The sequence below is a fragment of the Sulfitobacter sp. 1A12779 genome (assembly GCF_043557315.1).
In the GTDB taxonomy this organism is placed as follows: Bacteria; Pseudomonadota; Alphaproteobacteria; order Rhodobacterales; family Rhodobacteraceae; genus Sulfitobacter; species Sulfitobacter faviae.
This window is the reverse complement of the sequence record NZ_JBIFFU010000002.1, coordinates 355445-379832: the sequence shown is the minus strand read 5'-3', so window position 1 is coordinate 379832 and position 24388 is coordinate 355445. Positions and strand designations below refer to the sequence as shown.

General features: G+C 63.0%; 19 protein-coding genes. 8 read left to right on the top strand and 11 right to left on the bottom strand.

Features of this window, described 5'->3' with window-relative positions; all coding sequences use genetic code 11:
- Positions 1–142 precede the first annotated feature (142 nt).
- Positions 143–670: a peroxiredoxin-like family protein gene (locus ACGYLQ_RS04475; RefSeq protein WP_394440712.1), complete on the bottom strand. Its 528-nt coding sequence runs from the start codon at positions 668–670 to the stop codon at positions 143–145.
- 111 nt (positions 671–781) lie between these two features.
- Here ACGYLQ_RS04475 and ACGYLQ_RS04470 point away from each other — a divergent pair, with 111 nt between their 5' ends.
- On the top strand, positions 782–1957 hold the full coding sequence (locus ACGYLQ_RS04470) for an NAD(P)/FAD-dependent oxidoreductase (RefSeq protein WP_394440710.1): 1176 nt from the start codon (positions 782–784) through the stop codon (positions 1955–1957).
- An 8-nt stretch (positions 1958–1965) separates the two neighbouring features.
- On the opposite strand, the gene murD is transcribed toward ACGYLQ_RS04470, so the two are convergent.
- On the bottom strand, positions 1966–3366 hold the full coding sequence (gene murD / locus ACGYLQ_RS04465) for a UDP-N-acetylmuramoyl-L-alanine--D-glutamate ligase (RefSeq protein WP_394440708.1): 1401 nt from the start codon (positions 3364–3366) through the stop codon (positions 1966–1968).
- Between the two features lie 74 nt (positions 3367–3440).
- On the opposite strand from murD, the gene ACGYLQ_RS04460 reads away from it, so the two are divergent.
- Positions 3441–4367 carry a glutaminase gene (locus ACGYLQ_RS04460; protein ID WP_394440706.1) on the top strand — a complete coding sequence of 309 codons (927 nt, stop codon included), beginning with the start codon at positions 3441–3443 and terminating at the stop codon, positions 4365–4367.
- 4 nt (positions 4368–4371) lie between these two features.
- On the opposite strand, the gene mraY is transcribed toward ACGYLQ_RS04460, so the two are convergent.
- The 7 genes from mraY to mraZ are packed head-to-tail and all read right to left on the bottom strand — an operon-like array spanning position 4372 to position 12059.
- On the bottom strand, positions 4372–5454 hold the full coding sequence (mraY, locus tag ACGYLQ_RS04455) for a phospho-N-acetylmuramoyl-pentapeptide-transferase (RefSeq protein WP_168611989.1): 1083 nt from the start codon (positions 5452–5454) through the stop codon (positions 4372–4374).
- Positions 5455–5493: 39 nt separating this feature from the next.
- Complete coding sequence (gene murF / locus ACGYLQ_RS04450; protein ID WP_394440704.1) at positions 5494–6927, bottom strand: UDP-N-acetylmuramoyl-tripeptide--D-alanyl-D-alanine ligase; 1434 nt, start codon at positions 6925–6927, stop codon at positions 5494–5496.
- Positions 6924–8405 (bottom strand): UDP-N-acetylmuramoyl-L-alanyl-D-glutamate--2,6-diaminopimelate ligase, encoded by a 1482-nt coding sequence (locus ACGYLQ_RS04445; protein WP_394440702.1) that lies wholly within the window; start codon positions 8403–8405, stop codon positions 6924–6926. Before ACGYLQ_RS04445 ends, murF begins: the two co-directional genes overlap by 4 nt.
- A 12-nt stretch (positions 8406–8417) precedes the next feature.
- Entirely contained in the window at positions 8418–10205 is a 1788-nt protein-coding gene (locus ACGYLQ_RS04440) for a peptidoglycan D,D-transpeptidase FtsI family protein (protein WP_394410175.1), read from the bottom strand.
- Entirely contained in the window at positions 10202–10576 is a 375-nt protein-coding gene (locus tag ACGYLQ_RS04435) for a cell division protein FtsL (RefSeq protein ID WP_394412071.1), read from the bottom strand. Before ACGYLQ_RS04435 ends, ACGYLQ_RS04440 begins: the two co-directional genes overlap by 4 nt.
- Positions 10577–10579: 3 nt before the next feature.
- Positions 10580–11563 carry a 16S rRNA (cytosine(1402)-N(4))-methyltransferase RsmH gene (rsmH, locus tag ACGYLQ_RS04430; RefSeq protein WP_394440700.1) on the bottom strand — a complete coding sequence of 328 codons (984 nt, stop codon included), beginning with the start codon at positions 11561–11563 and terminating at the stop codon, positions 10580–10582.
- A 4-nt stretch (positions 11564–11567) separates the two neighbouring features.
- Positions 11568–12059 carry a division/cell wall cluster transcriptional repressor MraZ gene (gene mraZ, locus ACGYLQ_RS04425; protein WP_394399953.1) on the bottom strand — a complete coding sequence of 164 codons (492 nt, stop codon included), beginning with the start codon at positions 12057–12059 and terminating at the stop codon, positions 11568–11570.
- 777 nt (positions 12060–12836) lie between these two features.
- On the opposite strand from mraZ, the gene ACGYLQ_RS04420 reads away from it, so the two are divergent.
- Positions 12837–13604 carry a hypothetical protein gene (locus ACGYLQ_RS04420; RefSeq protein WP_394440698.1) on the top strand — a complete coding sequence of 256 codons (768 nt, stop codon included), beginning with the start codon at positions 12837–12839 and terminating at the stop codon, positions 13602–13604.
- A gap of 18 nt (positions 13605–13622) precedes the next feature.
- Here the strand turns inward: ACGYLQ_RS04420 and ACGYLQ_RS04415 are convergent, their stop codons facing one another.
- A complete protein-coding gene (locus ACGYLQ_RS04415; protein WP_394440696.1) occupies positions 13623–14687 on the bottom strand; it encodes an Mrp/NBP35 family ATP-binding protein in 1065 nt (354 codons plus the stop codon).
- Positions 14688–15288: 601 nt separating this feature from the next.
- On the opposite strand from ACGYLQ_RS04415, the gene ACGYLQ_RS04410 reads away from it, so the two are divergent.
- The gene (locus ACGYLQ_RS04410) at positions 15289–15501 is read left to right on the top strand and encodes a DUF1127 domain-containing protein (RefSeq protein WP_067262642.1); all 213 of its coding nucleotides are present in this window, start codon (positions 15289–15291) and stop codon (positions 15499–15501) included.
- Positions 15502–15739: 238 nt separating this feature from the next.
- On the opposite strand, the gene ACGYLQ_RS04405 is transcribed toward ACGYLQ_RS04410, so the two are convergent.
- Positions 15740–18157 (bottom strand): ATP-dependent helicase, encoded by a 2418-nt coding sequence (locus tag ACGYLQ_RS04405; RefSeq protein WP_394412061.1) that lies wholly within the window; start codon positions 18155–18157, stop codon positions 15740–15742.
- A 194-nt stretch (positions 18158–18351) separates the two neighbouring features.
- Here ACGYLQ_RS04405 and ACGYLQ_RS04400 point away from each other — a divergent pair, with 194 nt between their 5' ends.
- The 4 genes from ACGYLQ_RS04400 to ACGYLQ_RS04385 all read left to right on the top strand — a co-directional run bounded on the left by ACGYLQ_RS04400 (position 18352) and on the right by ACGYLQ_RS04385 (position 24336).
- Positions 18352–19125: a hypothetical protein gene (locus ACGYLQ_RS04400; protein WP_394440694.1), complete on the top strand. Its 774-nt coding sequence runs from the start codon at positions 18352–18354 to the stop codon at positions 19123–19125.
- A gap of 97 nt (positions 19126–19222) precedes the next feature.
- Positions 19223–20371 carry an alpha-hydroxy acid oxidase gene (locus tag ACGYLQ_RS04395; protein ID WP_394440692.1) on the top strand — a complete coding sequence of 383 codons (1149 nt, stop codon included), beginning with the start codon at positions 19223–19225 and terminating at the stop codon, positions 20369–20371.
- Positions 20372–20472: 101 nt separating this feature from the next.
- Positions 20473–23913, top strand: a complete 3441-nt coding sequence (locus ACGYLQ_RS04390) for a pyruvate carboxylase (RefSeq protein WP_394440690.1) — start codon at positions 20473–20475, stop codon at positions 23911–23913.
- Positions 23914–23961: 48 nt separating this feature from the next.
- Positions 23962–24336: a VOC family protein gene (locus ACGYLQ_RS04385; protein ID WP_394440688.1), complete on the top strand. Its 375-nt coding sequence runs from the start codon at positions 23962–23964 to the stop codon at positions 24334–24336.
- Positions 24337–24388: the final 52 nt, after the last annotated feature.

Sequence of the window (24388 nt, the reverse complement as noted above, 5' to 3'; positions counted from 1 at the left end):
TTGCGGGGTCTCATCCGGGCAGAATAGCCCGAATTGTCATATGAAGCTAGTGCATTTCACCCCGCTAAGGCGGGCGGGGTCAGCGGGGCTTTGCCAAGCCCCGCCGCCGGGCGATCAGCTCGCCCTTTCAGGTCGCACGCAATCAGGCGGCCTTATGGGTGCCGCGCACCGGGTAGCCCTTGTCGCGGACGAATTTGAGGCCGTTCAGCAGACCTTCCAACTCGGGCCGCGCGAAGGGCGCGTTGGAAATGTCGATGATCTGCACCTTGCCTTCGTCGTTGATGACGAAGGTCGCAGGTTCGGCGAAGGGCCGGTCGGTCTCCTGCGGGCTGCGCGGGTCAGAGATGTAGAGCCCCAGTTCCGCCATCTGGTCGAGGCTGAGGTCATAGCCGATGGGCAGGGTCAGGCTGTCTTCCTCGGCCATGGCCTTGGCCTTCTCTTCGGGGTCGCCGGAGACAGCAATCACATCGACGCCGATCTCATGGAACTGGCTTTGCAGCTTTTCCAATTGCGCGAGATACTTTTTGCAAATCGGGCAGTGCAGGCCGCGGTAGACCACCACCAACTGCCAATCGCGCCCCTCTTGTGGCTGGCCCAAGGTCAGCGTGCCGCCGCCGAGCTTGGCCACATCCATTTTCGGAAAATCCTGTTCTGCGGCCAGTTTGGTCATTCTCTGCTCCTTTCGTCAGTTGCGTTGCACCCCAGCTATGGCGCCTTGGCAAAGCGGCAACCGGTCTCACGTCTTCTTGACCGGGGCGGCACATTGAGGCAGAGCGCGCCCATGCAAGTCGATACAGCCATTATCGGAGCCGGTGCCGCAGGCATGATGTGCGCTGCCCATGCGGGCGGGCGGGTGCTGGTGGTGGACCATGCCAAAGCCCCGGGCGAGAAGATCCGCATCTCGGGTGGCGGGCGCTGCAACTTCACCAATATGTATTGCGAACCGCAGGCATTTCTCAGCCAGAACCCGCATTTCGCCAAATCCGCTTTGGCCCGCTACACGCAGTGGGATTTCATTGAGTTGGTCGACCGTCACGGCATCGCGTGGCATGAGAAAACCCTCGGCCAGCTTTTCTGCGACACCAGCGCGAAAGAGATCATCGCCATGCTGCGCGGCTTGATGCAGCAGGCCGGGGTCGATCTGCAACTGAAGAGCAGTGCCAGCAATTTCGCGAAGGTCGATGGGCAGTTCAGCTTCGACCTGCAAACGCCTGATAAGTTGGTGAAAGTCACCGCCCGAAACCTCGTGATCGCCACCGGGGGCAAGTCGATCCCCAAGATGGGCGCGACCGGGGTCGCCTATGACATCGCGCGCCAATTTGGGCTGAGCGTTACCGATACGCGGGCCGGGCTGGTGCCCTTTACCTTTGCCGAAGGCCGCTTCGCGCCGCTGGCCGGTGTGGCCACCCCGGCGCGTATCACCGCCGGAGAGGCCGCGTTTGACGAGGCACTGCTCTTCACCCATCGCGGCCTCTCTGGCCCCGCCGTCTTGCAGGCCTCCTCCTACTGGCGCGAAGGCGAGCCGATCACCGTGAACCTCGCCCCCGAAGGCACCCTTCTGGACGCGCTTCGCGACCAGCGGCAACGCGCGGGGCGGCGGAACTTCACCACCGTGCTCGCCCAACATCTGCCCGCGCGGCTGGTGGAGCATTTGGGGCAGACGTTCGACCTGTCGGGCAATCTGGCGGATTGGTCCGACGCGCGGCTTTCCGCATTCATCACAGGCATCGAGAACTGGCAGTTCCACCCCGGCGGCACCGAAGGATATCGCACGGCAGAGGTCACTCTGGGCGGGGTCGATACCGACGGGCTATCCTCCAAGACCATGGCGGCGAAAGAGGTGCCGGGGCTCTATTTCATCGGCGAGGCCGTGGATGTGACCGGTTGGCTCGGCGGCTATAACTTTCAGTGGGCGTGGTCTTCGGGCATGGCGGCGGCAAGGGCGATTGCGGGCTAGGCACCGCCCTACTCCGCCAGCACCTTCTGTACCTGCGCCACGAAATCCTCGCCGCGGCGCTCGAAACTGTCGTATTGATCGAAACTCGCTGCCGCCGGGGCCAGCAGGACCACATCGCCCTCTTCGGCCTCTGCCGCCGCCCGCGCCACGGCCTCTTCCATCGTGCCGCAGACTTCGGTCTCAGCGGTGAGTTGCATGGCGAAATGCGCGGCTTCGCGCCCGATCACATAGGCTTTGCGGACCGATCCTTGCGCCTCTGCCAACCCATTCAGACCGCCCTCTTTCTCAAGCCCGCCGCAGATCCAGCGGATATTCTTGAACGCTGCCAGCGCCTTGGCCGCGCTGTCGACATTGGTGGCCTTGCTGTCATTGACGTAGCGGACGCCATGCGCCTCGGCCACGGTCTGGCTGCGGTGCGGAAGGCCACCGAAACTGTGAAACGCCGCCTCGATCACCCGCGGGGCAAGGCCAAGCGCCCGGCAGGCGGCATAGGCGGCGCAGGCGTTCTGGTGGTTATGCGCGCCCGGCAGCCCTTGGATGTTGCGCAGGTCGATTGCGCCGACCTGCTTGCCGCGCCGATATTCGCTCAAGAAACCCTTTCGGGCAAAGACATGCCAGCCGGGCCCCGCAAGCTTGGTCTCGGCGCTGATGCGGATCACCCGGTCGTCGCTCGGCCCCTCGCTGAGTTGCCCGGCAAGGAAGCGGCCCTCGGCCTCATCCACGCCGATCACCGCGCGGTCCGGGCCACCTTCGGCAAAGAGGCGACGCTTCGCGGCATAGTAGCCCCCCATCCCCGCATGACGGTCCAGATGGTCGGGGCTGAGATTGGTGAAAACCGCCACATCCGGCGTCAGCGCGCGCGCCAGTTCGGTCTGGTAGCTGCTAAGCTCCAGCACCACGACCTCCCCATCCACGGCGGGATCAAGGTCCAACACACCGCGCCCAATGTTGCCCGCCAATTGGCAAGGCCGCCCGACATGCTCAAGGATGTGGTGGATCAGCGCCGAAGTCGTCGATTTCCCGTTCGAGCCGGTTACCGCCACCACCCGCGGGGCCACGTCATAATGATCCCATGCCAGCGTGGCGAAGCTTTGGAAGAAAAGGCCGATGTCATTATCCACCGGCACCCCTGCGGCAAGCGCCGCCGCCACCACCGGGTTCGGCGCGGGGTAGAGATGCGGGATGCCGGGGCTGACGATCAGCCGGGCGATCTTGTCCAAGGCACCGGGGGCGTTGAGATCGACACAGGCGAAGCCTTCCCGCTCGGCCCGTGCTCGTGCGGCGGGGTTGTCGTCCCAGCAGCTGACCTTGGCCCCGCCCGCTTGCAACGCGCGCGCCGCACTCAGGCCCGAGCGGCCCAATCCCAGCACCGCCACGCGTGCGCCTTCCAAGCCCTGTACTGGAATCATCTGCAATCCCCTGCTACCCGTTGACCCCAGAATGGGGGCATGATGCGCCCATCACAAGCCAGAGGCCGCCGAAGATGTCCAGCCCCGCCAAACCTGACCTTGACGATGTGTTGCCGCGCCTCAATGCCATGATGCGCGAGGATAACCACTGGGGCGATGTGGCGGCCTATATTCCGCAACTGGCCAAGGTGGACCCGGCGCAATTCGGCATCGCCGTGGTGACCGCGGATGGCAAATGTCATGTGGCGGGCGACACGCAGGTGCCCTTTTCGGTCCAGTCCATCACCAAAGTCTTTACGCTGGCCATTGCCCTTGGCCGCTCGGGCGACCAGCTCTGGCACCGCGTGGGGCGGGAGCCTTCGGGCCGGGCCTTCAACTCCATCGTGCAGTTGGAGCAGGAACAGGGGCGCCCGCGCAATCCCTTCATCAACGCAGGCGCGATCGTCACCACGGACGAAGTCTTGGGCAACCGCGAGCCGCGCGAGGCGCTGGCCGAGATCCTGCGTTTCGTGCGCGAAGCGGCGGGGACGGACGACATCCACATCAATGACACCGTCGCCGCGTCAGAGACCGATTTCGGCCACCGCAACTTTGCGCTGGCGCATTTTCTGGCGAGCTACGGGAACCTCATCAACGCGCCGGACCGGACGCTTGGCACCTATTTCCACCATTGCGCGATGGAGATGACGGTGGAGCAACTGGCGATGGCGGGCCGTTTCCTAATCGAAGCCCCCGACGTGCCGCGCTTGGTGGCCCCCAGCCGCATCCGACGGCTCAACGCGCTGATGCTGACCTGCGGGCATTACGACGGATCGGGCGATTTCGCCTATCGCGTGGGCCTGCCGGGCAAGTCCGGTGTGGGCGGCGGCATCCTTGCCATCGTGCCGGGGCGGGCCAGCATCGCGGTCTGGTCCCCGGGGCTCAACCGCTATGGCAACAGCCAAAAGGGCACCGAAGCACTGGCCCTTTTGGCGCGTCACATGGATTGGTCGATCTTTTAAGGGCTTAGCGCACCTTCAGCGTCGCCAGACCCAGCAGGGCGAGGATAAGTGAGATGATCCAGAAGCGGATCACGATCTGCGGCTCGGCCCAGCCCTTTTTCTCGTAATGATGGTGGATCGGCGCCATCAGGAAGACGCGCTTGCCGGTGCGCTTGAAGTAGAGCACCTGCACGATGACCGAGAGCGCCTCGACCACGAAGAGCCCGCCAACGACCGCCAGCACCAGCTCGTGCTTGGTGGCCACGGCGATGGCGCCCAAGGCCCCGCCAAGCGCAAGCGAGCCGGTGTCGCCCATGAAGACGGCGGCGGGCGGCGCGTTGTACCACAGGAACCCGAGGCCGCCACCGAAGAGACCGGCGGTGAAGATCAGGATCTCGCCCGTGCCCGGAACGTAATGCACGTCAAGATAATCGGTGAAGTCGACCCGCCCCACGGCATAGGCGATGACGCCAAGCGCTCCGGCGGCGATCATCACCGGCATGATGGCCAGACCATCCAAACCGTCGGTCAGGTTTACCGCATTGGCGGAGCCGACGATCACGATGATGGCGAAAGGCACGAAGAGCACCCCGAGGTTGATCAGCGTGTCTTTGAACACCGGCAGCGCAAGCTGGTACTGCAACTCTGCCGGATGGTATTGCGCGGCCCAATAGCCCGCGATGCCCGCGATCAGAAAGCCTAGCAAAAGCCGCAGCTTACCCGGCACGCCATCGGTGTTTTGCTTGCTGACCTTGGCGTGGTCGTCGGCATAGCCGATGGCGGCGAAACTCATGGTGACGAAAAGCACCAACCAGACGAAAGGATTGTCGAGCCGCGCCCAAAGCAGGGTCGAGGTCAGCAAGGCCCCCACGATCAGCAGCCCGCCCATGGTGGGCGTGCCCGCCTTGGCGAAATGCCCCTCAGGGCCGTCATCGCGGATCGGCTGGCCCTTGCCCTGCCGCTTGCGCAGCACTTCGATCAGCGGTTTGCCGAAGATAAAGCCGAACACCAATGCCGTCAGAAACGCCCCGCCCGCGCGGAAGGTGATATAGCGAAACAGGTTAAAAAAATCGCCGCCATCCGACAGCAGCGTCAACCAATAGAGCATATATCGCGTCCTAACTCATCATGTGGGGTGAATCGCCGATCAGGCGGTCGGGACCGGATGGCCCATTTTGCGGATGGCGTCAACAATACCGCCCAGCTTCATCGAAAGCGACCCTTTGATCAGCACGACATCGCCGGAATCGAGCCTTGCGCGGAGTCCTTGCAACATCTCTTCGGCGGTTTCCGTCCAATCACCGCGCTGATGTTCGGGCAGATTGTCGTAAAAGGCTTTCATCAACGGTCCGACGCAATGCACCACGTCAAGCGCGCGGGTGGCTTCCAGATCGGCGAGACCGGCGTGCAGCGCCACGGCCTCGGGGCCGAGTTCTTTCATATCGCCGACAAAGGCAATCCGCCGCCCCTTGCTGACGCGCCCAATGTCATGGGTGACTTCCGAGGCGGCCAGCACCTCAAGCGCGGCGGCCATGGAGGTCGGGTTGGCGTTATAGCTGTCGTCGATCAATTCCAGCGCAAGATAGGTGTCTATGGGATCGAGCTGGATGCGCTCGCGCACCCCGCGCCCGGCATAGGGCGACCAGCGGCCCAGCGATTGCACGGCCAGCGCCCGATCCGCGCCAAGCGCCTCGGCCACTGCCAGTGCGCCAAGCGCGTTCATCGCGAAATGCCGCCCCGGCGTGGCGATCTTGAAGATCAGCGGCGCGCCTTCGACCTCGGCCTGTGCCACGGTGGCATCGCCCTGAACCTTGACCTCGCCCAGCTTGTAGTGATGCCCTGCCTGACCAAAGGTCGTCTCGCGCAGGCCGCGCTCCAGCGCTTTGGCCAAGACGATATCGCTATGCGCGTGGTCGGCGTTGATCACCGCCACGCCGCCCGGCTCCATCCCGTCAAAGATGCTGGCTTTTTCCACCGCAATGGCGGCGACATCCTTGAAGGCTTCGAGGTGGACGGCGGCGACATTCGTGACCATCGCCGCATCGGGCCGCGCCTGTTTGGCGAGGGGCGCAATCTCTCCGGGGTGGTTCATGCCGATCTCGATCACCGCGTAATCGGTATCGCGCGGCATCCGCGCCAGTGTCAGCGGCACGCCCCAGTGGTTGTTATAGCTGTCGACGCTGGCATGGGCCCGGCCTTGATCGCCAAAGATCGCCAGCAGCATTTCCTTGGTCGAGGTCTTGCCGACGCTGCCGGTCACCGCCGCCACCTTTGCCTGCGGGCCGAGGCGGGCGCGCCCTGCCCGGCCAAGCGCTTCGAGCGCCTGCTGCACATCCTCAACGATCAGCAGCGGCGCATCCGTGGCCACGCCTTCGGGGATATGGGTCACGAGCGCGGCAGCGGCCCCTTTGTCGAGCGCTTGGGCCACAAATTCATGCCCGTCCCGCGCGGCCTTGAGTGCGACGAAGAGATCGCCGGGCTGCAAGGTCCGTGTGTCGATGGAAACACCGTTGCAAGCCCAATCGCCCTGCGCCTCCCCGCCCGTGGCCTCCGCCGCTTCGCTCGCTGTCCAAAGGCTCATGCCAATCTCCCGTCCAGTGCCGCCACGGCCACGCTGGCCTGTTCCACATCGTCGAAAGGCAGCACGTCGTCGCCCACGGTCTGCCCGGTCTCATGCCCCTTGCCCGCGATGAGCAGCGCGTCGCCCGGCTCTAGCGCATCCACCCCGCGCAGGATGGCTTCGGCGCGGTCGCCGACTTCCCAAGCCTCGGGTGCGCCGTCTAGCACGGCGGCACGGATGCTCGCCGGATCTTCGCTGCGCGGGTTGTCATCGGTGACGATGACCATATCCGCATGTTGCGCCGCCGCCTGCCCCATCAAGGGGCGCTTGACCCGGTCCCTATCACCGCCCGCGCCGACGATGGCGACAAGCCGGCCCATGACATGCGGGCGCATAGCGGCGAGTGCGGTGGCCACCGCATCGGGCGTATGGGCGTAATCGACGAAAACCGCCGCGCCATTGTCGCGGGTGGCGGCAAGCTGCATCCGGCCCCGCACGGTGGTGAGATGCGGCAGCGTGTCGAAGACCTCTTGCGGGTCGGCGCCGCAGGCAATGACCAACCCTGCGGCCAGCAAAACGTTATCGCCCTGAAAACCGCCGATCAGATTGAGCCGCTTTTGATAGGTCTTGCCGCGCCAGCTAAAGCGCAGGTCTTGACCCGTGGCATCGAACCGCTGGCCTTGCAGATGCAGATCGCCCCCGTCGCGGCCTATGGTGATCACCTCACAGCCCCGCGCGCGGGCGATGGCCGCGATGTCGACGCCTTTTTCATCGTCGATATTGACCACAGCCGTGCCATCCTCGGGCAGGACACGGGCGAAAAGCGCGGCTTTGGCGGCGAAATAGGCCTCGAATGTCTCGTGATAGTCCAGATGGTCTTGGGTGAAGTTGGTAAAGCCCGCCGCCTTGAGCGTCACCCCATCCAGCCGCCGCTGGTCGAGCCCATGGCTCGACGCTTCCATCGCGGCATGGGTGATGCCATTCGCCGCCGCCTCGGCCAGCGTGCGGTGCAGGGTGATCGGCTCGGGCGTAGTATGGGCCAAGGGGGCGGCCCATGCGCCTTCGACCCCGGTGGTGCCAAGGTTCACGGCAGGCAATCCCATCTCAACCCAAATCTGACGCACGAAGGTCGAGACCGAGGTTTTCCCATTGGTGCCCGTGACCGCGATCATCGTGGCGGGCTGGCCGCCGAACCACAGCGCCGCAGTCCGCGCCAGTGCCTCGCGCGGGAGGTCGGAAACCACCAGCGCGGCATCCGAGCCCGCCAGTTCCTCGGCGGCGAGTTTGGCGCCCGCCGCATCGGTCAGCACCGCCGCCGCGCCCATGCGCAGGGCGTATTGAATGAACTCTGCCCCATGCACACGGCTGCCGGGCAGAGCCGCAAAGAGCGTGCCCGCGCGCACCTCACGGCTGTCGACCGCGATGCCGGTGATCATAGGGTTGGCCCCCGCCCGCGCGGTCAGCCCGAGAGAGGAAAGGGGTACGGCCCGGTCGGTCATAGAGATGTCTTTTCAGTTGCTGCTGGTCAGCGTTAGCACAGCGTCGTTCACCGGTTCAACAGCGGGGCGCAGCCCCAGCAGAGGTGCGATGCGGCGCACCATCTCGGCAGCCACGGGCACGGCGGTCCACCCCGCAGTGCGGCGCGGTTTCGGGCCCGAGGTCTCAACCGGTTCGTCCAGCGTGACGATCAGCACATATTTCGGATCGTTGATCGGAAATATGCTGGCGAAAGTATTGATCACCTTGTCGTCGTAATAGCCGCCCGTGGGCTTGGGCTTGTCGGCGGTGCCTGTCTTGCCCGCGATCTGATAGCCCGGCACCTCGGCAAAGCTGGCCGTGCCATCGGTCACCACCTTGCGCAGCATCATCCGCGCCTGCGCGGCGGTTCCTTCGGACATGACGCGGGGGCCGAGTTGGGGGGCGGATTGCTTCAGCAGCGTGGGCTTTACCGCCCGCCCGCCATTGGCGATGGCGGCATAGCCTGCGGCAAGGTGCATCGGCGTGCTCGACAGCCCGTGGCCGTAGGAGATCGTCACGCTGGACAATTCAGTCCAACGGCTCGGCAAGAGCGGCTTGCCGCCCGAGGCTTCGACGATCTCAAAGGGGGTCGGCTCAAAGAAACCGAGGCTTTTGAGGAACTCCTGCTGCCGTTCGATACCGATTTCCAGCGCCATGCGGCCCGTGCCCCGGTTCGAGGAATGCACGATGATGTCGGCAACGCTCAGCTTGCCGTAGTTCTTGTTGCGGAATTCGCCGATGCGGAAGCCGCCCACCTTCATCGGGCCGGAGGTGTCGATGATCGTGTCGGCATTGAACAACCCCAGTTCCACCGCCTGTGCAGCGGCGAAGATCTTGAAGGTCGAGCCCAGTTCATAGACCCCCTGTACCGCGCGGTTGAACAGCGGGCTGTCGGAGGCATCGCCTTGGGTCAAAGGCCGGGGCCGGTTGTTGGGGTCGAAGTCCGGCAGCGAGGCGACCGAGATCACCTCGCCCGTGTGCACATCCATCAGAATGCTGGTGGCCCCTTTGGCGTTCATCAGCTTCATGCCGCCATAAAGCACCCGCTCCGCCGCGGCCTGCACGGTGAGGTCGAGCGACAGCTCTAGCGGTTTGTTGCCATTGGCCGGGTCGCGCAGATAGTCGTCGAAATACTTCTCGGCCCCCGCCACACCGATCACCTCCGCGGCATGGACGCCTTCCTTGCCATAGCTCGCCCCGCCCAGCACATGGGCTGCAAGCGAGCCGTTGGGGTAAAGACGCATGTCGCGCGGCGCGAACAAAAGCCCCGGATCGCCGATATCATGCACGGCCTGCATCTGTTCGGGGCTGATTTTCTTCTTGATCCACAGGAACTTGCGCTTGCCTGTGAAATCCTTGATCAGACGCTCTTCTTTCAGGTCAGGAAAGATTTTGACCAGCTTTTTCGCGGCCATCTCCGGGTCGATCATGTGGCGCGGCTGCGCATAGAGCGCGTGGGTCTCGAAATTGGTGGCCAGAAGGTTGCCGTTCCGGTCCGTAATATCCGCGCGCGAGGCCGAGATCACGGCCCCCGGCGCGTGGCCGCGCGGCTCAGACGGTTCCGACATCGCCAGCAGCCCCATGCGTCCGCCAATCACGGTAAAGGCACAAAGAAAACAGACCCCCAGCACCAGAAGCCGCCCCTCGGCGCGCATCCGCGCCTTGTCACGCATCTGCTCATGGCGGATACGCTTGTTCTCACGTTCGATCGCATCGGGGTTTTCCCCCTTCTCGCGGGCCTCGAGGATGCGGGCCAGCGGGCGCAGCGGGGTGCGGATCATTCAACCTTCTCCTCGGAAAGACCGTTCAGCGCCTCGTAATTCATCGTCGAGACATCCACAGGATCGGTGATCGGCAGCAAGGGCTGGGGCGGATAGGCGACTTGATCGACCTGACCGAACTGGCCGGGATGCAGCGGCAGCAGGCCCAGACGGTCAAAGTTCAGATCCGCCAGATCGCGCAGCCGGTCCGGGCGGTTTTGAAAAGCCCATTCGGCACGCAGCACGGCCAGACGGGCATGAGCCGCGCGGATATTGGCATGCAGCCTGTCGGCATCGCTCAGCGCCTGCTGGGTCGCGTAATTCTCGCGGTAGGCCCAGAAGGCCAATCCAACCACGGCAATGGTGGTGAGGATATACATCACCGTGCGCATCACTCAGATCCCCCTGACCATCGGCATGCCGATGGTTTTCGCGTCAATCTCACCACTGGGCGCATCGGTGCGCGTGGCGACCCGCAGCTTGGCCGACCGGCTGCGCGGGTTCTCTTCCAATTCCTGCGCGTCAGGGCCAATCGCCTTGCGGGATTTCAGCGTGAACTGCGGCGGCGCCTGCTCAAGCGCGGGGGCGAAACGGTTGGCATTGCCCCCGGCCCCGGCCCGCGCGGTGAGGAAGCGTTTGACCATCCGGTCCTCGACCGAATGAAAGGTCACCACCGCCAGCTTCCCGCCCGGCTTCAACGCCCGCTCGGCGGCCATAAGCCCCTGAAAGAGCTCGCCATATTCATTGTTCACCGCGATGCGCAGCGCTTGGAAGCTGCGGGTTGCCGGATGGCTCTGGCCGGGCTTGGAGCGCGGCAGGCAGCCTTCGACCAGCTTTGCCAATTCCAACGTGGTGGTGATCGGCGCCTCTTCGCGGGCACGGACAATGGCCTTGGCGATCCGGCGCGAGGCGCGCTCTTCACCGTATTGAAAGAGGATATTGGCGATCACCTCTTCCTCGGCCTCATTGACCAGATCGGCAGCCGAGGGGCCATCTTGGCTCATCCGCATGTCGAGCGGGCCATCTTTCATGAAAGAAAAGCCGCGTTCCGCTTGATCGAGTTGCATAGAAGAAACGCCGAGGTCCAACACCACGCCGTCGAGGTCTTGGGCATATTCATCCATGCGCGAGAAGACGCCCTGTTGCATGGTGATCCGATCGCCATAGTCCCCGGCCCATGCCGCCGCCATCTCAAAGGCCAGCGGATCGCGGTCGACGGCCACCACACGCGCGGCTCCGGCCTCAAGCAAGCCACGGGTGTAGCCGCCCGCGCCAAAGGTGCCATCCAGCCAGACCCCCTCTACGGGCGCCACGGCAGATAGGATCGGGCGCAGCAGAACGGGGGTGTGAGGGGCGGAAGGGTCAGAGGCAGCAACCATTCCCTCAGATCTCCATATCACCATCAAGGAACGAGAGCGGATCGACATCGTCGGGCAGTTCCTGCTGCCATGCCTCTTCCTCGGTCTCGTAGGTTTCGGGCTTCCAGATTTGGAAGGTGTCACCGGCGGCGATAAAGAACGCCTCGCCGTTGAGTTCGATCTTGTTGCGCAGCTTGGCGGGCAGCACCAAACGGCCTGTCTCATCTACCGTCGTGGGGAAAGACTGGCCGTGGAACAGACGCTGAAGCGCCTTGCGCTGCATGGAGCCCCGCGGCATGCGGTCGATCTTGGCGTCAACCTCTTCGATGGCTTCCATGGTGTAGCATTCAAGGTAGTTGCGGCGCTGGTCGCCATAGACGATGACCAGCTCGGGATTGTCGCCGTTCTTCCAGTTCGGGTCGCCAGCCTCCAACACACGCCGAAAAGAGGCTGGGATAGACACCCGCCCCTTCGTATCGACCTTGTGGTGGCTTTCGCCTCTGAACCTGCGGCTCACTTGTTGTCCCTGCCTCTTGCGCCTTTGCGCTTAAACTCGTTATTCGCCTCAATCCCCTGCCCCGGAAATGGAAACGGCGGGTTGATCTGCTGCCACTGATCAACCCGCCGCCCACGTCCCGCAGCTTGGCGGGGGAAGTCCGACTGCGCGCGCCACCTGGGGGGATGTCTGCTCGCTCGCGCGCCGGATCTCTTTGGTCTGATGAAAGCGAGGTGCCTGTATGAAACCTGCTAGGTTTTGATTTATTTTGGGGTCGTTTGCTGCCCCGTGTCCCGTTCTCATCCGATGCATTAGGGATGCCATGGGAATTGATGGGCGTCTAGATATTTTTTGGATTTCCGCCCAATATTTTGTTTTGCACAGGCTGTGAGAACAACATCTGGTATAACTTTTCGGGCGCCGCGTGGCTTAATTTGGGATCGTTGAAGCCCGAAACACTATATCTTGTTAACGAATTGCGACCTGCACAATATCCCACAGTTTCCCACTAAAATTTGCTCACATAGTTATCCACAGGGCGTGTTCGTTGCCTGTTCCGCAGAATGCCCTCAGGGCGTTCGAATTGCACGCCAGTTCCCGTGGCTGCGAATCGGGCAAGACCCCCAATAGAGCAAGAGGCGCCCATGATTTCCCAGACTTCCCATGCATTCCCGCGACTTTTCCCATGACCTCCCAGCGGCCCATGCTTTCCCAGCCGCGCGCAAGCTCCGGCCGACTGTATCTTGTCCTTTCGGCCCACGCACGGCATGTAATGGCGCGAAACGGAGGGAGTGCATCATGATCCAAGCCACGGCTCTATTCACCCACGCGCTGAACATGCTTTTTCACGCGCCCTCAACCACGCTGCGGGTAATCCTGCCTGCGGTGCTTTGGGTGATGGGGGCCGCCGCTGCCGCGGGCCTGCTGGCGGGAGATGCGCTTGGGGCGATGGATCAGGTGATCGACAACGCCGCACCGCCGCCCACGGATCAACTCTTGATCCTGATCGCCTGCGGGCTGGCGGGCATTCTTGGCTATGTGCTGATGGCCATCCTCTGGCACCGCTATGTCTTGCTTGATCACGACGGGAGCGCCCTGCGTCCGGGCATGGGGCTGTTCTGGGCCTATGTCTGGCGGGCCATCGTTTTGGGTTTCGTGCAGTTTCTCGCGGCCATTCCCATCGGCCTTGCCATGCTACTTCTGGGCGGGCTGACCGGGTCGAGCCCGGCGGCACTGCTGTTGATCGGGCTGGTGGCGGGGGTGGCCTTTCTTTGGCTGGCGCTGCGGCTCAGCCTCGTGCTGCCCGCCGCCGCTCTGGGCCACGTCATGTCGGTCCGCGACAGCTGGCGCGCGACCGAGCCTTTGGCCGGTACGCTTTGGGCGCTGGCCGTATTGCTGGCGGTGGTGAACACGCTACTCGGCGTGATCGCCAGCATGTTGCTGCCCGCCGACCCCGGCCTGCGGCTCATGCTGGATTCCCTGCTCTATCTTATAGAGGGGCTGGTTTTCGTCTCGATGCTGACCACACTTTACGGCCACCTGATCGAAGGGCGCGAGCTGGGGTAACCGCCCGCGCCGCCCCCATCAGGCCATGCCACCCTTGATCAAGCCCTTTGCGAGCCGGGCATAGGCATCGGCCATCGGCCCCTCGCCCGCGGCGACCGGTGTGCCGCTGTCCCCGGCCAAACGGGTATCGAGATCAATCGGCAGGCTGCCCAAAAGCGGCACGCCCATCTTCTCGGCCTCCGCCGCCACACCGCCTTGGCCAAAGATCTCATGCTGAGAGCCACAATCGGGGCAGACGAATGTCGACATATTCTCGATCAATCCCAGCACCGGGGTTTTTAATGTGGCGAACATGTCGAGCGCCTTGCGCGCGTCGATCAAGGCCACGTCCTGCGGCGTGCTGACCACGATGGCGCCCGAAAGCTCGGACTTGGTGCAAAGCGTCAGCTGCACATCGCCGGTGCCGGGTGGCAGATCGACGAGCAGCACGTCCAGCTCACCCCATTCCACCTGCCCTAGCATCTGCTGCAGCGCGCCCATCAGCATCGGCCCACGCCAGACGACGGCCTTGCCCTCTTCCAACATGAAGCCGATCGACATCATGGTCACGCCATGGGCCTGCAAGGGAATGATCGTCTTACCATCGGGGCTCGCCGGGCGCTTATTAACCCCCATCATGCGCGGCTGGCTGGGACCATAGATATCGGCGTCCAGAAGTCCCACCTTGCGCCCGGCCCGCGCAAGCGCCACGGCAAGGTTGGAACTGACGGTGGATTTACCCACACCGCCCTTGCCAGAGCCGATGGCGAGGATGCGCTTCACGCCGCTGGGTTTCATCGGCCCCTCTTGCGGCTTGGGATGCCCGCCGACCTTGAGACTGGGCGCTTTCGGTGCGGGGCCATGCGCGGTCAGCGCGACCGATACATCACCCACCCCCGGCAGATCGCGAACCACCTGCTCTGCCGCGTCGCGCAACGGTGCCATCTGCCGCGCCACATCGGCATTGGGCGCTTCGATGACGAATCGCACCTTATCGCCTTCGACCACCAGCGCGCGGACCAGATCATGGGACAGCAGGCTCTTGCCGTCGGGCAGTTGCACCCGCGCCAGCGCCGCTTCGACTTCTGCTTTGGTCACAGACATGCGCAAATTCTCCTCTACTACGGCTTCTGAAATGGCAGGTTCTGCGCCAAGCGCAAGGGGACGGCCCTTTTTGCATAGGGAAGAGGCGCAATGCCCAAGGATTACGCAGGGGTACCATGTTTTTGCCGCATAGCAGCATTGCAAAAAGAAATATTGTGCATGCGCAGCAATTAGCGCTAACTTAAGTTCATAGGCAGGGCCAAGCGCCCCGCTTTCGGAAAGACCAGACACATTCTTCCTCCTCCCGAATGTGTCTGATTTTACCAAGACTTGGATGCATCCACTCCTCCTCCCGGATGCAGGCAAGTTTGGAAAGACCAGACGCGTCCATCCTCCTCCCGGATGTGTCTGTTATTGGCGGCGACATCTACCTCCTCCCAGATGTCGTCGCCCCCTTTCCCCCCTCCCCATATATGACAGTTTTATGACCCTGCGCCCTTTCACTGCGCAGCCAAAACCTTTTCTTATCAACAGGTTGCGACATTCAGAACCTATGCGCTTTCTGCATAGCGGCATTGACTTTATGCCCGTTGTGCAAATGCAGAAAGGGCGTAAATAGCAGGCAACGAGATGATCCACAGATGAAAAAAGAGGCGCCGAAATGGCTTACATGAACACAACCACCGCAAACACAACTTCCGTCTTCGCCCGTATTGGCGGCGCATTCGAAGCACTGGCAACCCGCTACAAACAGCACCGTCTGTACCGTGAAACTTTCGACGGCCTGAGCGCGTTGAGCAACCGCGAACTGGCCGACCTTGGTCTAAGCCGTTCCGAACTGCGCCGCGTCGCATGGGAATCTTCCCGCGGCTAAGCAGAAATAGAGATCGGACGTCAGAACCCCTCCCTGTTCTGCCGTCTGAAAGCCGGGGTGCGCGTCACTTTCCTCCTCCCTGAATGAGGCGGACCCCGCAAGGAGACCCGAAGCCGACCCTCCCTCGACGCTTCGGGCCGACATAGAAACGGCGGCACCTTCCTCCCAAGGTGTCGTCGTTTTTGTTTGTAAGGTCTTGTTCAGGCAGGCTTTTGGCAGCCCGCCCCAGGATACGCTTTTAGAAGGGAACGTCTTTCCCGCCGGTCAAGAAACGCGAGACGACCTTTTTGGTCCCGGCCTTCTCAAAGGCGACTTCCATCTTGTCACCTTCGATGCCAATCACTTCGCCATAGCCGAATTTATCATGGAAAACGCGCTCGCCCATCTCAAAGGCGGCGACCGCTTGCATGTCGATCGTCACATTGCGGCTTTCGCGCGGCTGGCTGGTGCCCCGCGCCCCGCTGCGCGATTGCAGGCGCTTCCAGCCCGGTGAATTATAGACATTCGCGCTTGCGGCACGGTCATGTAGATCCGATTGCGGCATAGCCGCGCCAAAACCGCCGCCGTAAAGCCCCGGCGGGGTCAGCACATCCACGTGTTCTTCGGGCAGCTCATCAATGAAACGCGACGGCATCGCATTTTGCCATTGGCCAAAGACCCGGCGATTGGCGGCGAAAGAGATGGTGCAAATCTGCTCCGCCCGGGTGATGCCGACATAGGCCAGCCGCCGCTCCTCTTCGAGCCCTTTCATCCCGCTTTCATCCATCGAACGCTGCGAGGGGAACAGCCCGTCTTCCCAGCCCGGCAGGAAAACCATGGGGAATTCCAAACCCTTGGCCGCGTGCAGCGTCATGATCGAGACCTTCTCGCCATCGCCCTCCTGCTCATTATCCATGATCAGGCTGACATGTTCGAGGAAGCCTTGCAGGTTCTCGAACCCTTCCAATGCTTTGACGAGTTCCTTGAGGTTTTCCAGCCGCCCCGGCGCTTCGGGCGTTTTGTCATTCTGCCACATGCCGGTATAGCCGCTTTCGTCGAGAATCATCTCGGCCAGTTCGACATGAGACACTTCAGGCGGGCCGTAATCCACCCGCAGCGGCGCGGCACCATCATCGAGCACCGAGTCGTCCTCGCTGATCTCGATCCGCGGGCCTTGTAGCATGGATGACCAACGGTCGATCCCGTCGATCAAAAGCCGCAGTTGCGCCGCCCCTTTGCCGCTGATCCCGCCATGGGCGAGAAGGATTCGCGCGCCTTCGACAAGGTTCACCCCATGATCCCGCGCCGTGCGCTGGATTTTCTGCTGCGCCTTCTCGCCCAAACCCCGCTTGGGCGTGTTCACGATCCGCTCGAAAGCGAGATCATCATCGGGGCTGGTGACCACGCGGAAATAGGCCATGGCGTCGCGGATTTCCAAACGCTCATAGAATCGCGGGCCGCCAATCACCTTATAAGGCAGGCCGATGGTCAAAAACCGGTCTTCAAAAGCGCGCATCTGGTGGCTCGCCCGGACGAGAATCGCCATATCGTCAAGCGAGAATGGGTCGAGCCCCCTCGTGCCGCGCTGCGCGGATTCGATCTCATCCCCGATCCAACGCGCCTCTTCCTCGCCATCCCAATGGCCAATCAGGCGGACCTTTTCGCCCTCGGTCTCTTCGGTCCAGAGAGTCTTGCCCAAACGCCCCTCATTGCCCGCAATCACGCCCGAGGCGGCGGCGAGGATATGGGGGGTGGAGCGGTAATTCTGCTCAAGCTTGACCACATGGGCGCCGGGGAAATCCGTTTCAAACCGCAGGATGTTGCCCACTTCGGCCCCGCGCCAGCCATAGATCGACTGGTCGTCGTCACCCACGCAGCAGATGTTCTTGTGCCCCTGCGCCAAGAGCCGCAGCCACAGATATTGAGCCACGTTGGTATCCTGATATTCGTCGACGAGGATGTATTTGAACCAACGCTGATACTGCGCCAACACATCCGGGTGCGCCTGGAAAATCGTCACCATATGGAGCAGCAGATCGCCGAAATCAGTCGCGTTCAATTCGATCAGACGGCGTTGATATTGCGCGTAAATCTCCGGCCCGCGGTGGTTGTATGCCCCGGCATCCGCGCTCGGGATCTTGTCCGGGGTCAGCGCACGGTTCTTCCAGCCGTCGATGATCCCCGCCAGCATCCGCGCGGGCCAGCGCTTGTCGTCGATCCCTTCGGCGGCGACCAATTGTTTGAGCAGGCGCAGCTGGTCATCCGTATCGAGAATCGTGAAATTGCTTTTCAGTCCCACCAATTCCGCATGCCGCCGCAGCAACTTGACGCAGATCGCGTGAAAGGTGCCGAGCCATGGCATCCCCTCAACCTGCTGGCCCAGCATCTGGCCCACGCGGGTTTTCATTTCCCGCGCGGCCTTGTTGGTGAAGGTGACCGCCAGAACCTCATGCGGGCGCGCGCGCCCGGTGTTAAGCAGATGCACGATTCGCGCCGTCAACGCCCGCGTCTTGCCGGTGCCCGCCCCGGCAAGCATCAGCACGGGGCCATCCAAAGTCTCGACCGCGGCCCGTTGGGCGGGGTTCAACCCCTCCAGATAAGGCTGCGGACGCGCGGCCATGGCGCGGGCGGACAGGGAGGCGCCCTCAAAGGCGTCCATTTCGTCAAAATCACTCATGCCCGTAATCTAGCGCGTCCGGGGTACGAGATAAAGAGACGTTCCTCAAATGTTCTTTCGAAAGATATACAAGTCCCGATTTTGCGCCGCTGCGGGCAAAACCGGGTGAATTTAAAATGCGGGGGAAATCTTTACCCGTTGATAATGCTTTGGCGGCAATGTGCTGCCATAACGATAAACGAGAGGAACCGCTCATGTTCAGAAACGATGATACTTCGGTCCTGCGCCGAGAGATTGACCGGTTCAAGCTGCCGATGTTCATTGCCGAATTGAACGCGGACAGCGGGCATTTCGAACTTTTGGCCCTCAACACCGCCCATGAGGCGCATAGCGGCATGGTGATGAGTGAGGTGATAAACCGCCCCCTGCACAGTTTCATGCCCCATGAAGAGGCCGAGGCGGTCAATGAACGCTATGCGCGCTGCGTCTCAAACGCGGGGCAAATCCGCTATCGCGAGATGCTGCATATGCCACACGGGCCGCTCATTTGGGACACCACGTTGCATCATGTGCAATCCTACCGTGGCCTCGACCGGGTGGTGGGCAGCGCCATCGTGGTGGAACGGGTGCAACGGGACAACCGCGATACCCTCGCGTTTGAAGATGTGCGCTATTTCGCGGCGACATCTTCGTTCAAACTTGAACAAATCTCGACGGTGCTGGATGCCGCCGAAAAGGGGCTGATCGATCCGGCGAAGCTTACCGGATCGGCGGGGATGCTGGCCGGGCTCTGCCGCGCCATCGACAGCACCATGCAAGAGCTACGCTCGATCGCGCAGGAACGGCTGGACGCTGAGGCCAATCCGACCGTTCATCTGATCGACATGGAAGGCGCCGCCGCCAGCGAAGGCGACGAAATCGAAGCAGCCATCGCGGCCCTTGTGGATATGGCCGACAACCTACCGACACCGCCGGGCCGCAAGGTAAGCGAGGCCGCCCCCCTCGCCCGCTCGGCGTTCCGTCAGTAGGGCTCCGGCGCCCGACCAAGACGGCAGCACTCTCAACCGATTTCCGACGCAGCCGCACCATCTGGACAATCCGTAACCCTTTGGCGCAAATGCCGCCATGGACCTACATGCAATCTACCCCGCCCTTTCGGACCTTCGCAGCCGCGCGCAGTCGCGCCTGCCGAGATTCGTTTGGGAATACCTTGATTCCGCCACCGGGACGGAGGCCACCAAACACCGCAACCGCGCGGCGCTAGACCGCGTTGGGCTGATGCCCTCGGTGTTGCACGGCGAATTCACACCTGACCTCAGCGTTGATCTGATGGGGCAAAAGCTCCCCCTGCCCTTCGGCATGTCCCCCTTGGGCATGTCCGGCCTGATCTGGCCCGATGCCGAAGCCCATCTTGCCCGCGCGGCGGATCGCGCCGGCATCCCCTTCGGCCTGTCCACCGTGGCCGCAACCTGCCCGGAAGATGTAGCGCCCCATTTGGGCGCGCATGGTTGGTTCCAACTCTACCCGCCGCGCGACCCGGAAATTCGAACCGATATGCTGGCGCGGGCCAAGGCTGCGGGTTTCACGACTTTGGTCCTGACCGTCGACGTGCCAGTCGCCTCGCGCCGTGAGCGGCAGACCCGTTCTGGCCTGACCAGCCCGCCCAAATTGACCCCGCGGCTGCTGGCGCAGGTCGCGATGCGCCCGGCTTGGGCAATGGGCATGGCCCGCCGGGGGCTGCCGCATATGAAAATGCTCGACAAATACACCGAAGGCACGGCCACCGCAAACCTGCCGCCGACCGCGCATGTGGGCTATCTGCTGCGCACCGCGCCCGATTGGGACTATTTGCATTGGCTGCGCGACCACTGGCAGGGACCGCTGGTAATCAAGGGCGTGCTGCGCCCCGAAGACGCCACGAAGATGGAAAAAGCCGGGGCCGATGCGATCTGGGTCTCGAACCACGCGGGCCGCCAGTTCGACGCGGCCCCCGCCAGCGCAGAGGCGCTGCCCGCCATTCGTGCCGCCACGAGATTGCCGGTCATCTTTGACAGCGGCGTGGAATCGGGCCTTGATATCCTGCGTGCCTTCGCGCTCGGCGCGGATTTCGTCATGCTGGGCCGGGCCTTCCACTTTGCCCTCGCAGCGCTCGGGCCGCGCGGGGTCGATCACCTGATCGATGTGCTTGCCCGCGACCTGACCGCCAATATGGGACAGCTGGGCGCGCGGAACCTGCGCGACCTCCCCGCCCCCTTTGATCTGTCGCCGCTCTGACCGGAAAGCTTGCAGAAATGTGACAAAGACGGCCACAGCCCTCTTGCGCTGCACTGCAGCATCCCTAAGCTGCCTTCAAAACCAGCAGGGGAGACCAGCCAGTGACCGATTTTAAAAAGATCCTGATCGCGAACCGTGGTGAGATCGCGATCCGCATCATGCGCGCCGCCAATGAGATGGGCAAGAAAACGGTCGCGGTCTACGCCGAAGAGGACAAGCTGGGCCTGCACCGTTTCAAAGCGGATGAGGCCTATCGCATCGGTGAAGGTCTCGGCCCCGTCGCGGCCTATCTCAGCATTGACGAGATGATCCGCGTGGCCAAGGCGGCGGGCGCCGATGCCATCCATCCGGGCTATGGCCTGCTGTCGGAAAACCCGGAATTCGTCGATGCCTGCGAGAAGAACGGCATCACCTTCATCGGCCCGCGGGCCGAGACGATGCGCGCCTTGGGGGACAAAGCCTCTGCCCGCCGTGTCGCGATGGAGGCGGGCGTGCCGGTCATCCCCGCTACCGAAGTGCTGGGCGAAGACATGGACGCGATCCGCGCCGAGGCGGCCGAGGTCGGCTACCCCCTGATGCTCAAAGCCTCTTGGGGCGGCGGCGGGCGCGGGATGCGGCCGATCATGTCCGAAAAGGAACTGGAAGAAAAAGTCCGCGAAGGGCGCCGCGAGGCCGAAGCCGCTTTCGGCAATGGCGAGGGCTATCTGGAGAAGATGATCCTGCGCGCCCGCCATGTCGAAGTGCAGATCCTCGGCGATAAACAGGGCGACATTTACCATCTGTACGAACGCGACTGCTCGGTCCAGCGCCGCAACCAAAAGGTCGTCGAACGCGCCCCCGCCCCCTATCTGAGCGAGGAGCAACGCGCCGAAATCTGCGAATTGGGCCGCAAAATCTGCGCCCATGTGAACTATGAATGCGCGGGCACCGTCGAATTCCTGATGGATATGGAAACCGGGAATTTCTACTTCATCGAGGTAAACCCCCGCGTACAGGTCGAACATACCGTCACCGAAGAAGTCACCGGCATCGACATCGTCCGCGCGCAGATCCTCATCGCCGAGGGCAAACCGCTGGCCGAGGCGACGGGCAAGGCGCGGCAAGAGGACATCACCCTCACCGGCCACGCCCTGCAAACCCGCGTCACCACCGAAGACCCGCAGAACAATTTCATCCCCGACTATGGCCGCATCACCGCCTACCGCTCGGCCACCGGCATGGGCATCCGGCTCGATGGCGGCACGGCTTACGCGGGCGGGGTCATCACGCGCTATTACGACAGCCTGCTGACCAAGGTCACCGCCAAGGCGCCGACGCCCGAGATGGCCATCGCCCGGATGGACCGCGCCCTGCGCGAGTTCCGGGTGCGCGGGGTCAGCACCAACATCGCCTTCGTCGAGAACCTGCTGAAACACCCGACGTTTCTAAGCAACGAATACACCACCAAATTCATCGACGAGACGCCCGAGCTGTTCCAGTTCGAGCAACGTCGCGACCGTGCGACCAAGGTGCTGACCTATATCGCCGACATTACCGTCAACGGCCATCCAGAGACCAAGGGCCATGCCCTACCCGCCGCCCATGTGCGCGACCCGAAGCCGCCCGTGCTGCGCGGCGAGCCGCAGATGGGCACGCGTAACCTTTTGGAACAAAAGGGCCCCGAGGCGGTGGCCGAGTGGATGGGCCAACAGCGGCAACTGCTCATCACCGACACCACCATGCGCGACGCGCATCAGTCGCTCTTGGCCACGCGGATGCGCAGCCTTGATATGATCAAGGTGGCCCCCGCCTATGCCGCCAATCTGCCGCAGCTCTTCTCGGTCGAATGCTGGGGCGGGGCGACTTTCGATGTGGCCTATCGCTTCTTGCAGGAATGCCCGTGGCAGCGCCTGCGCGACCTGCGCGCGTCCCTGCCCAATGTGATGACCCAGATGCTGCTGCGCGCCTCCAACGGGGTGGGCTATACCAATTACCCCGACAATGTGGTGCAGAAATTCGTGGCTACGGCGGCCAATACCGGCGTCGACGTGTTCCGCGTGTTCGACAGTCTCAACTGGGTTGAGAACATGCGCGTGGCGATGGATGCGGTCGTCGAATCCGGCAAGATTTGCGAGGGCACGATCTGCTACACGGGCGACATCTTTGACCCGGACCGGGCGAAATACGACCTTCAGTATTACGTCAATATGGGCAAGGAACTGAAAGCCGCCGGCGCTCATGTGCTGGGGCTGAAAGACATGGCAGGCCTGTTGAAACCCGCCCAAGCCCGCGCGCTCGTCAAGGCGTTGAAATCCGAAGTTGGTCTGCCGATCCATTTCCACACCCATGACACGGCGGGCAGTGCCACGGCCACCATCCTCGCCGCCTCTGAGGCGGGTGTTGATGCGGTCGACTGCGCGATGGATGCGCTTTCGGGCAACACGTCTCAGGCGACGCTCGGCACAGTGGTTTCGGCCCTGCAACATACCGACCGCGACACCGGGATCGACATGAAAGCCGTGCGCGAAATCTCTGATTACTGGGAAGAAGTGCGCGGCCATTATGCCGCCTTCGAGACCGGGATGCAGGCGCCCTCCTCCGAGGTTTACCTGCACGAAATGCCCGGCGGCCAGTTCACGAACCTCAAGGCGCAGGCCGCCTCTATGGGGCTGGAAGACCGCTGGCCCGAAGTGGCGCGCACCTATGCGGATGTGAACCAGATGTTTGGCGATATCGTGAAGGTCACGCCCTCGTCTAAAGTGGTGGGCGACATGGCGCTAATGATGGTCTCCCAAGGGCTGACCCGGGCGCAGGTCGAAGACCCGAATGTCGATGTCTCCTTCCCCGACAGCGTGATCGACATGATGCGCGGCAACCTCGGCCAGCCGCCGAATGGCTTCCCAGCGGGCATCGTCAAGAAGGTGCTGAAAGGCGAGACGCCGAACACCGAACGCCCCGGCAAACATCTGGCGCCCGTCGATCTAGAGGCCGTGCGCAAAGAGCTTTCCGAGCAGTTGGACGGCCTGCAGATCGACGACGAAGACCTCTGCGGCTATCTGATGTATCCCAAGGTGTTCCTCGACTACATGGGCCGCCACCGCGTCTATGGCCCGGTGCGCACCCTGCCCACGCATACCTTCTTCTACGGCATGGAGCCGGGGGCGGAGATCTCGGCCGAGATCGACCCCGGCAAGACCTTGGAAATCCGTCTTCAGGCCGAATCCGAGGCCGGAGAAGATGGCGAGGTGAAGGTCTTCTTTGAACTCAACGGCCAACCGCGGGTGATCCGCGTGGCGAACCGGTTGGTCAAGGATGCCACCGTGCAGCGCCCCAAGGCCGAGACGGGCAACCCCGATCACATCGGCGCGCCGATGCCGGGGGTCGTGGCCTCCGTCGGGGTGAAGGCGGGCCAGCCGGTCAAGGCGGGCGACCTAATTTTGACCATCGAAGCGATGAAGATGGAGACGGGCCTCCACGCGGAACGCGATGCGGTGGTAAAGGCCGTGCATGTGCAGGCCGGTGGCCAGATCGATGCGAAGGACCTGCTCGTCGAGTTAGAGTAAATCACCCCGGGCGCGGCCCCTTGCCGCGCCCCCACAAGGAGCGAGCCGATGCATCTCTCTGCGATAACCCTGATCGTCCCCGACTATGACGCCGGCATCGCCTTTTACTGCGGCGTCATGGGGTTCGAACTGACCGAAGATGTCGATCAGGGCCGCAAACGCTGGGTCCGCGTCACCCCGCCGGGCGCTGAGACGGGGTTCGTTCTGGCCCGGGCGGACGGAGAGGCGCAGCGCGCCGCCATCGGCAATCAGGGTGCGGGCCGTGTTTGGCTGTTCTTGAAGGTTAAGGATTTCGCGGCGGAATTCGACCGTCTGACCGCTGCGGGGGTGACCTTCGAAGAAGAACCGCGTCATGAGCCCTATGGCAAAGTGGCCGTTTTTCGCGATCCTTTCGGAAACCGCTGGGATTTGCTGGGCGATTGACCCCTCCCGCGGCTCCGCGCCGCATTGCCATTGCCCGGCCCACCGCTATTTT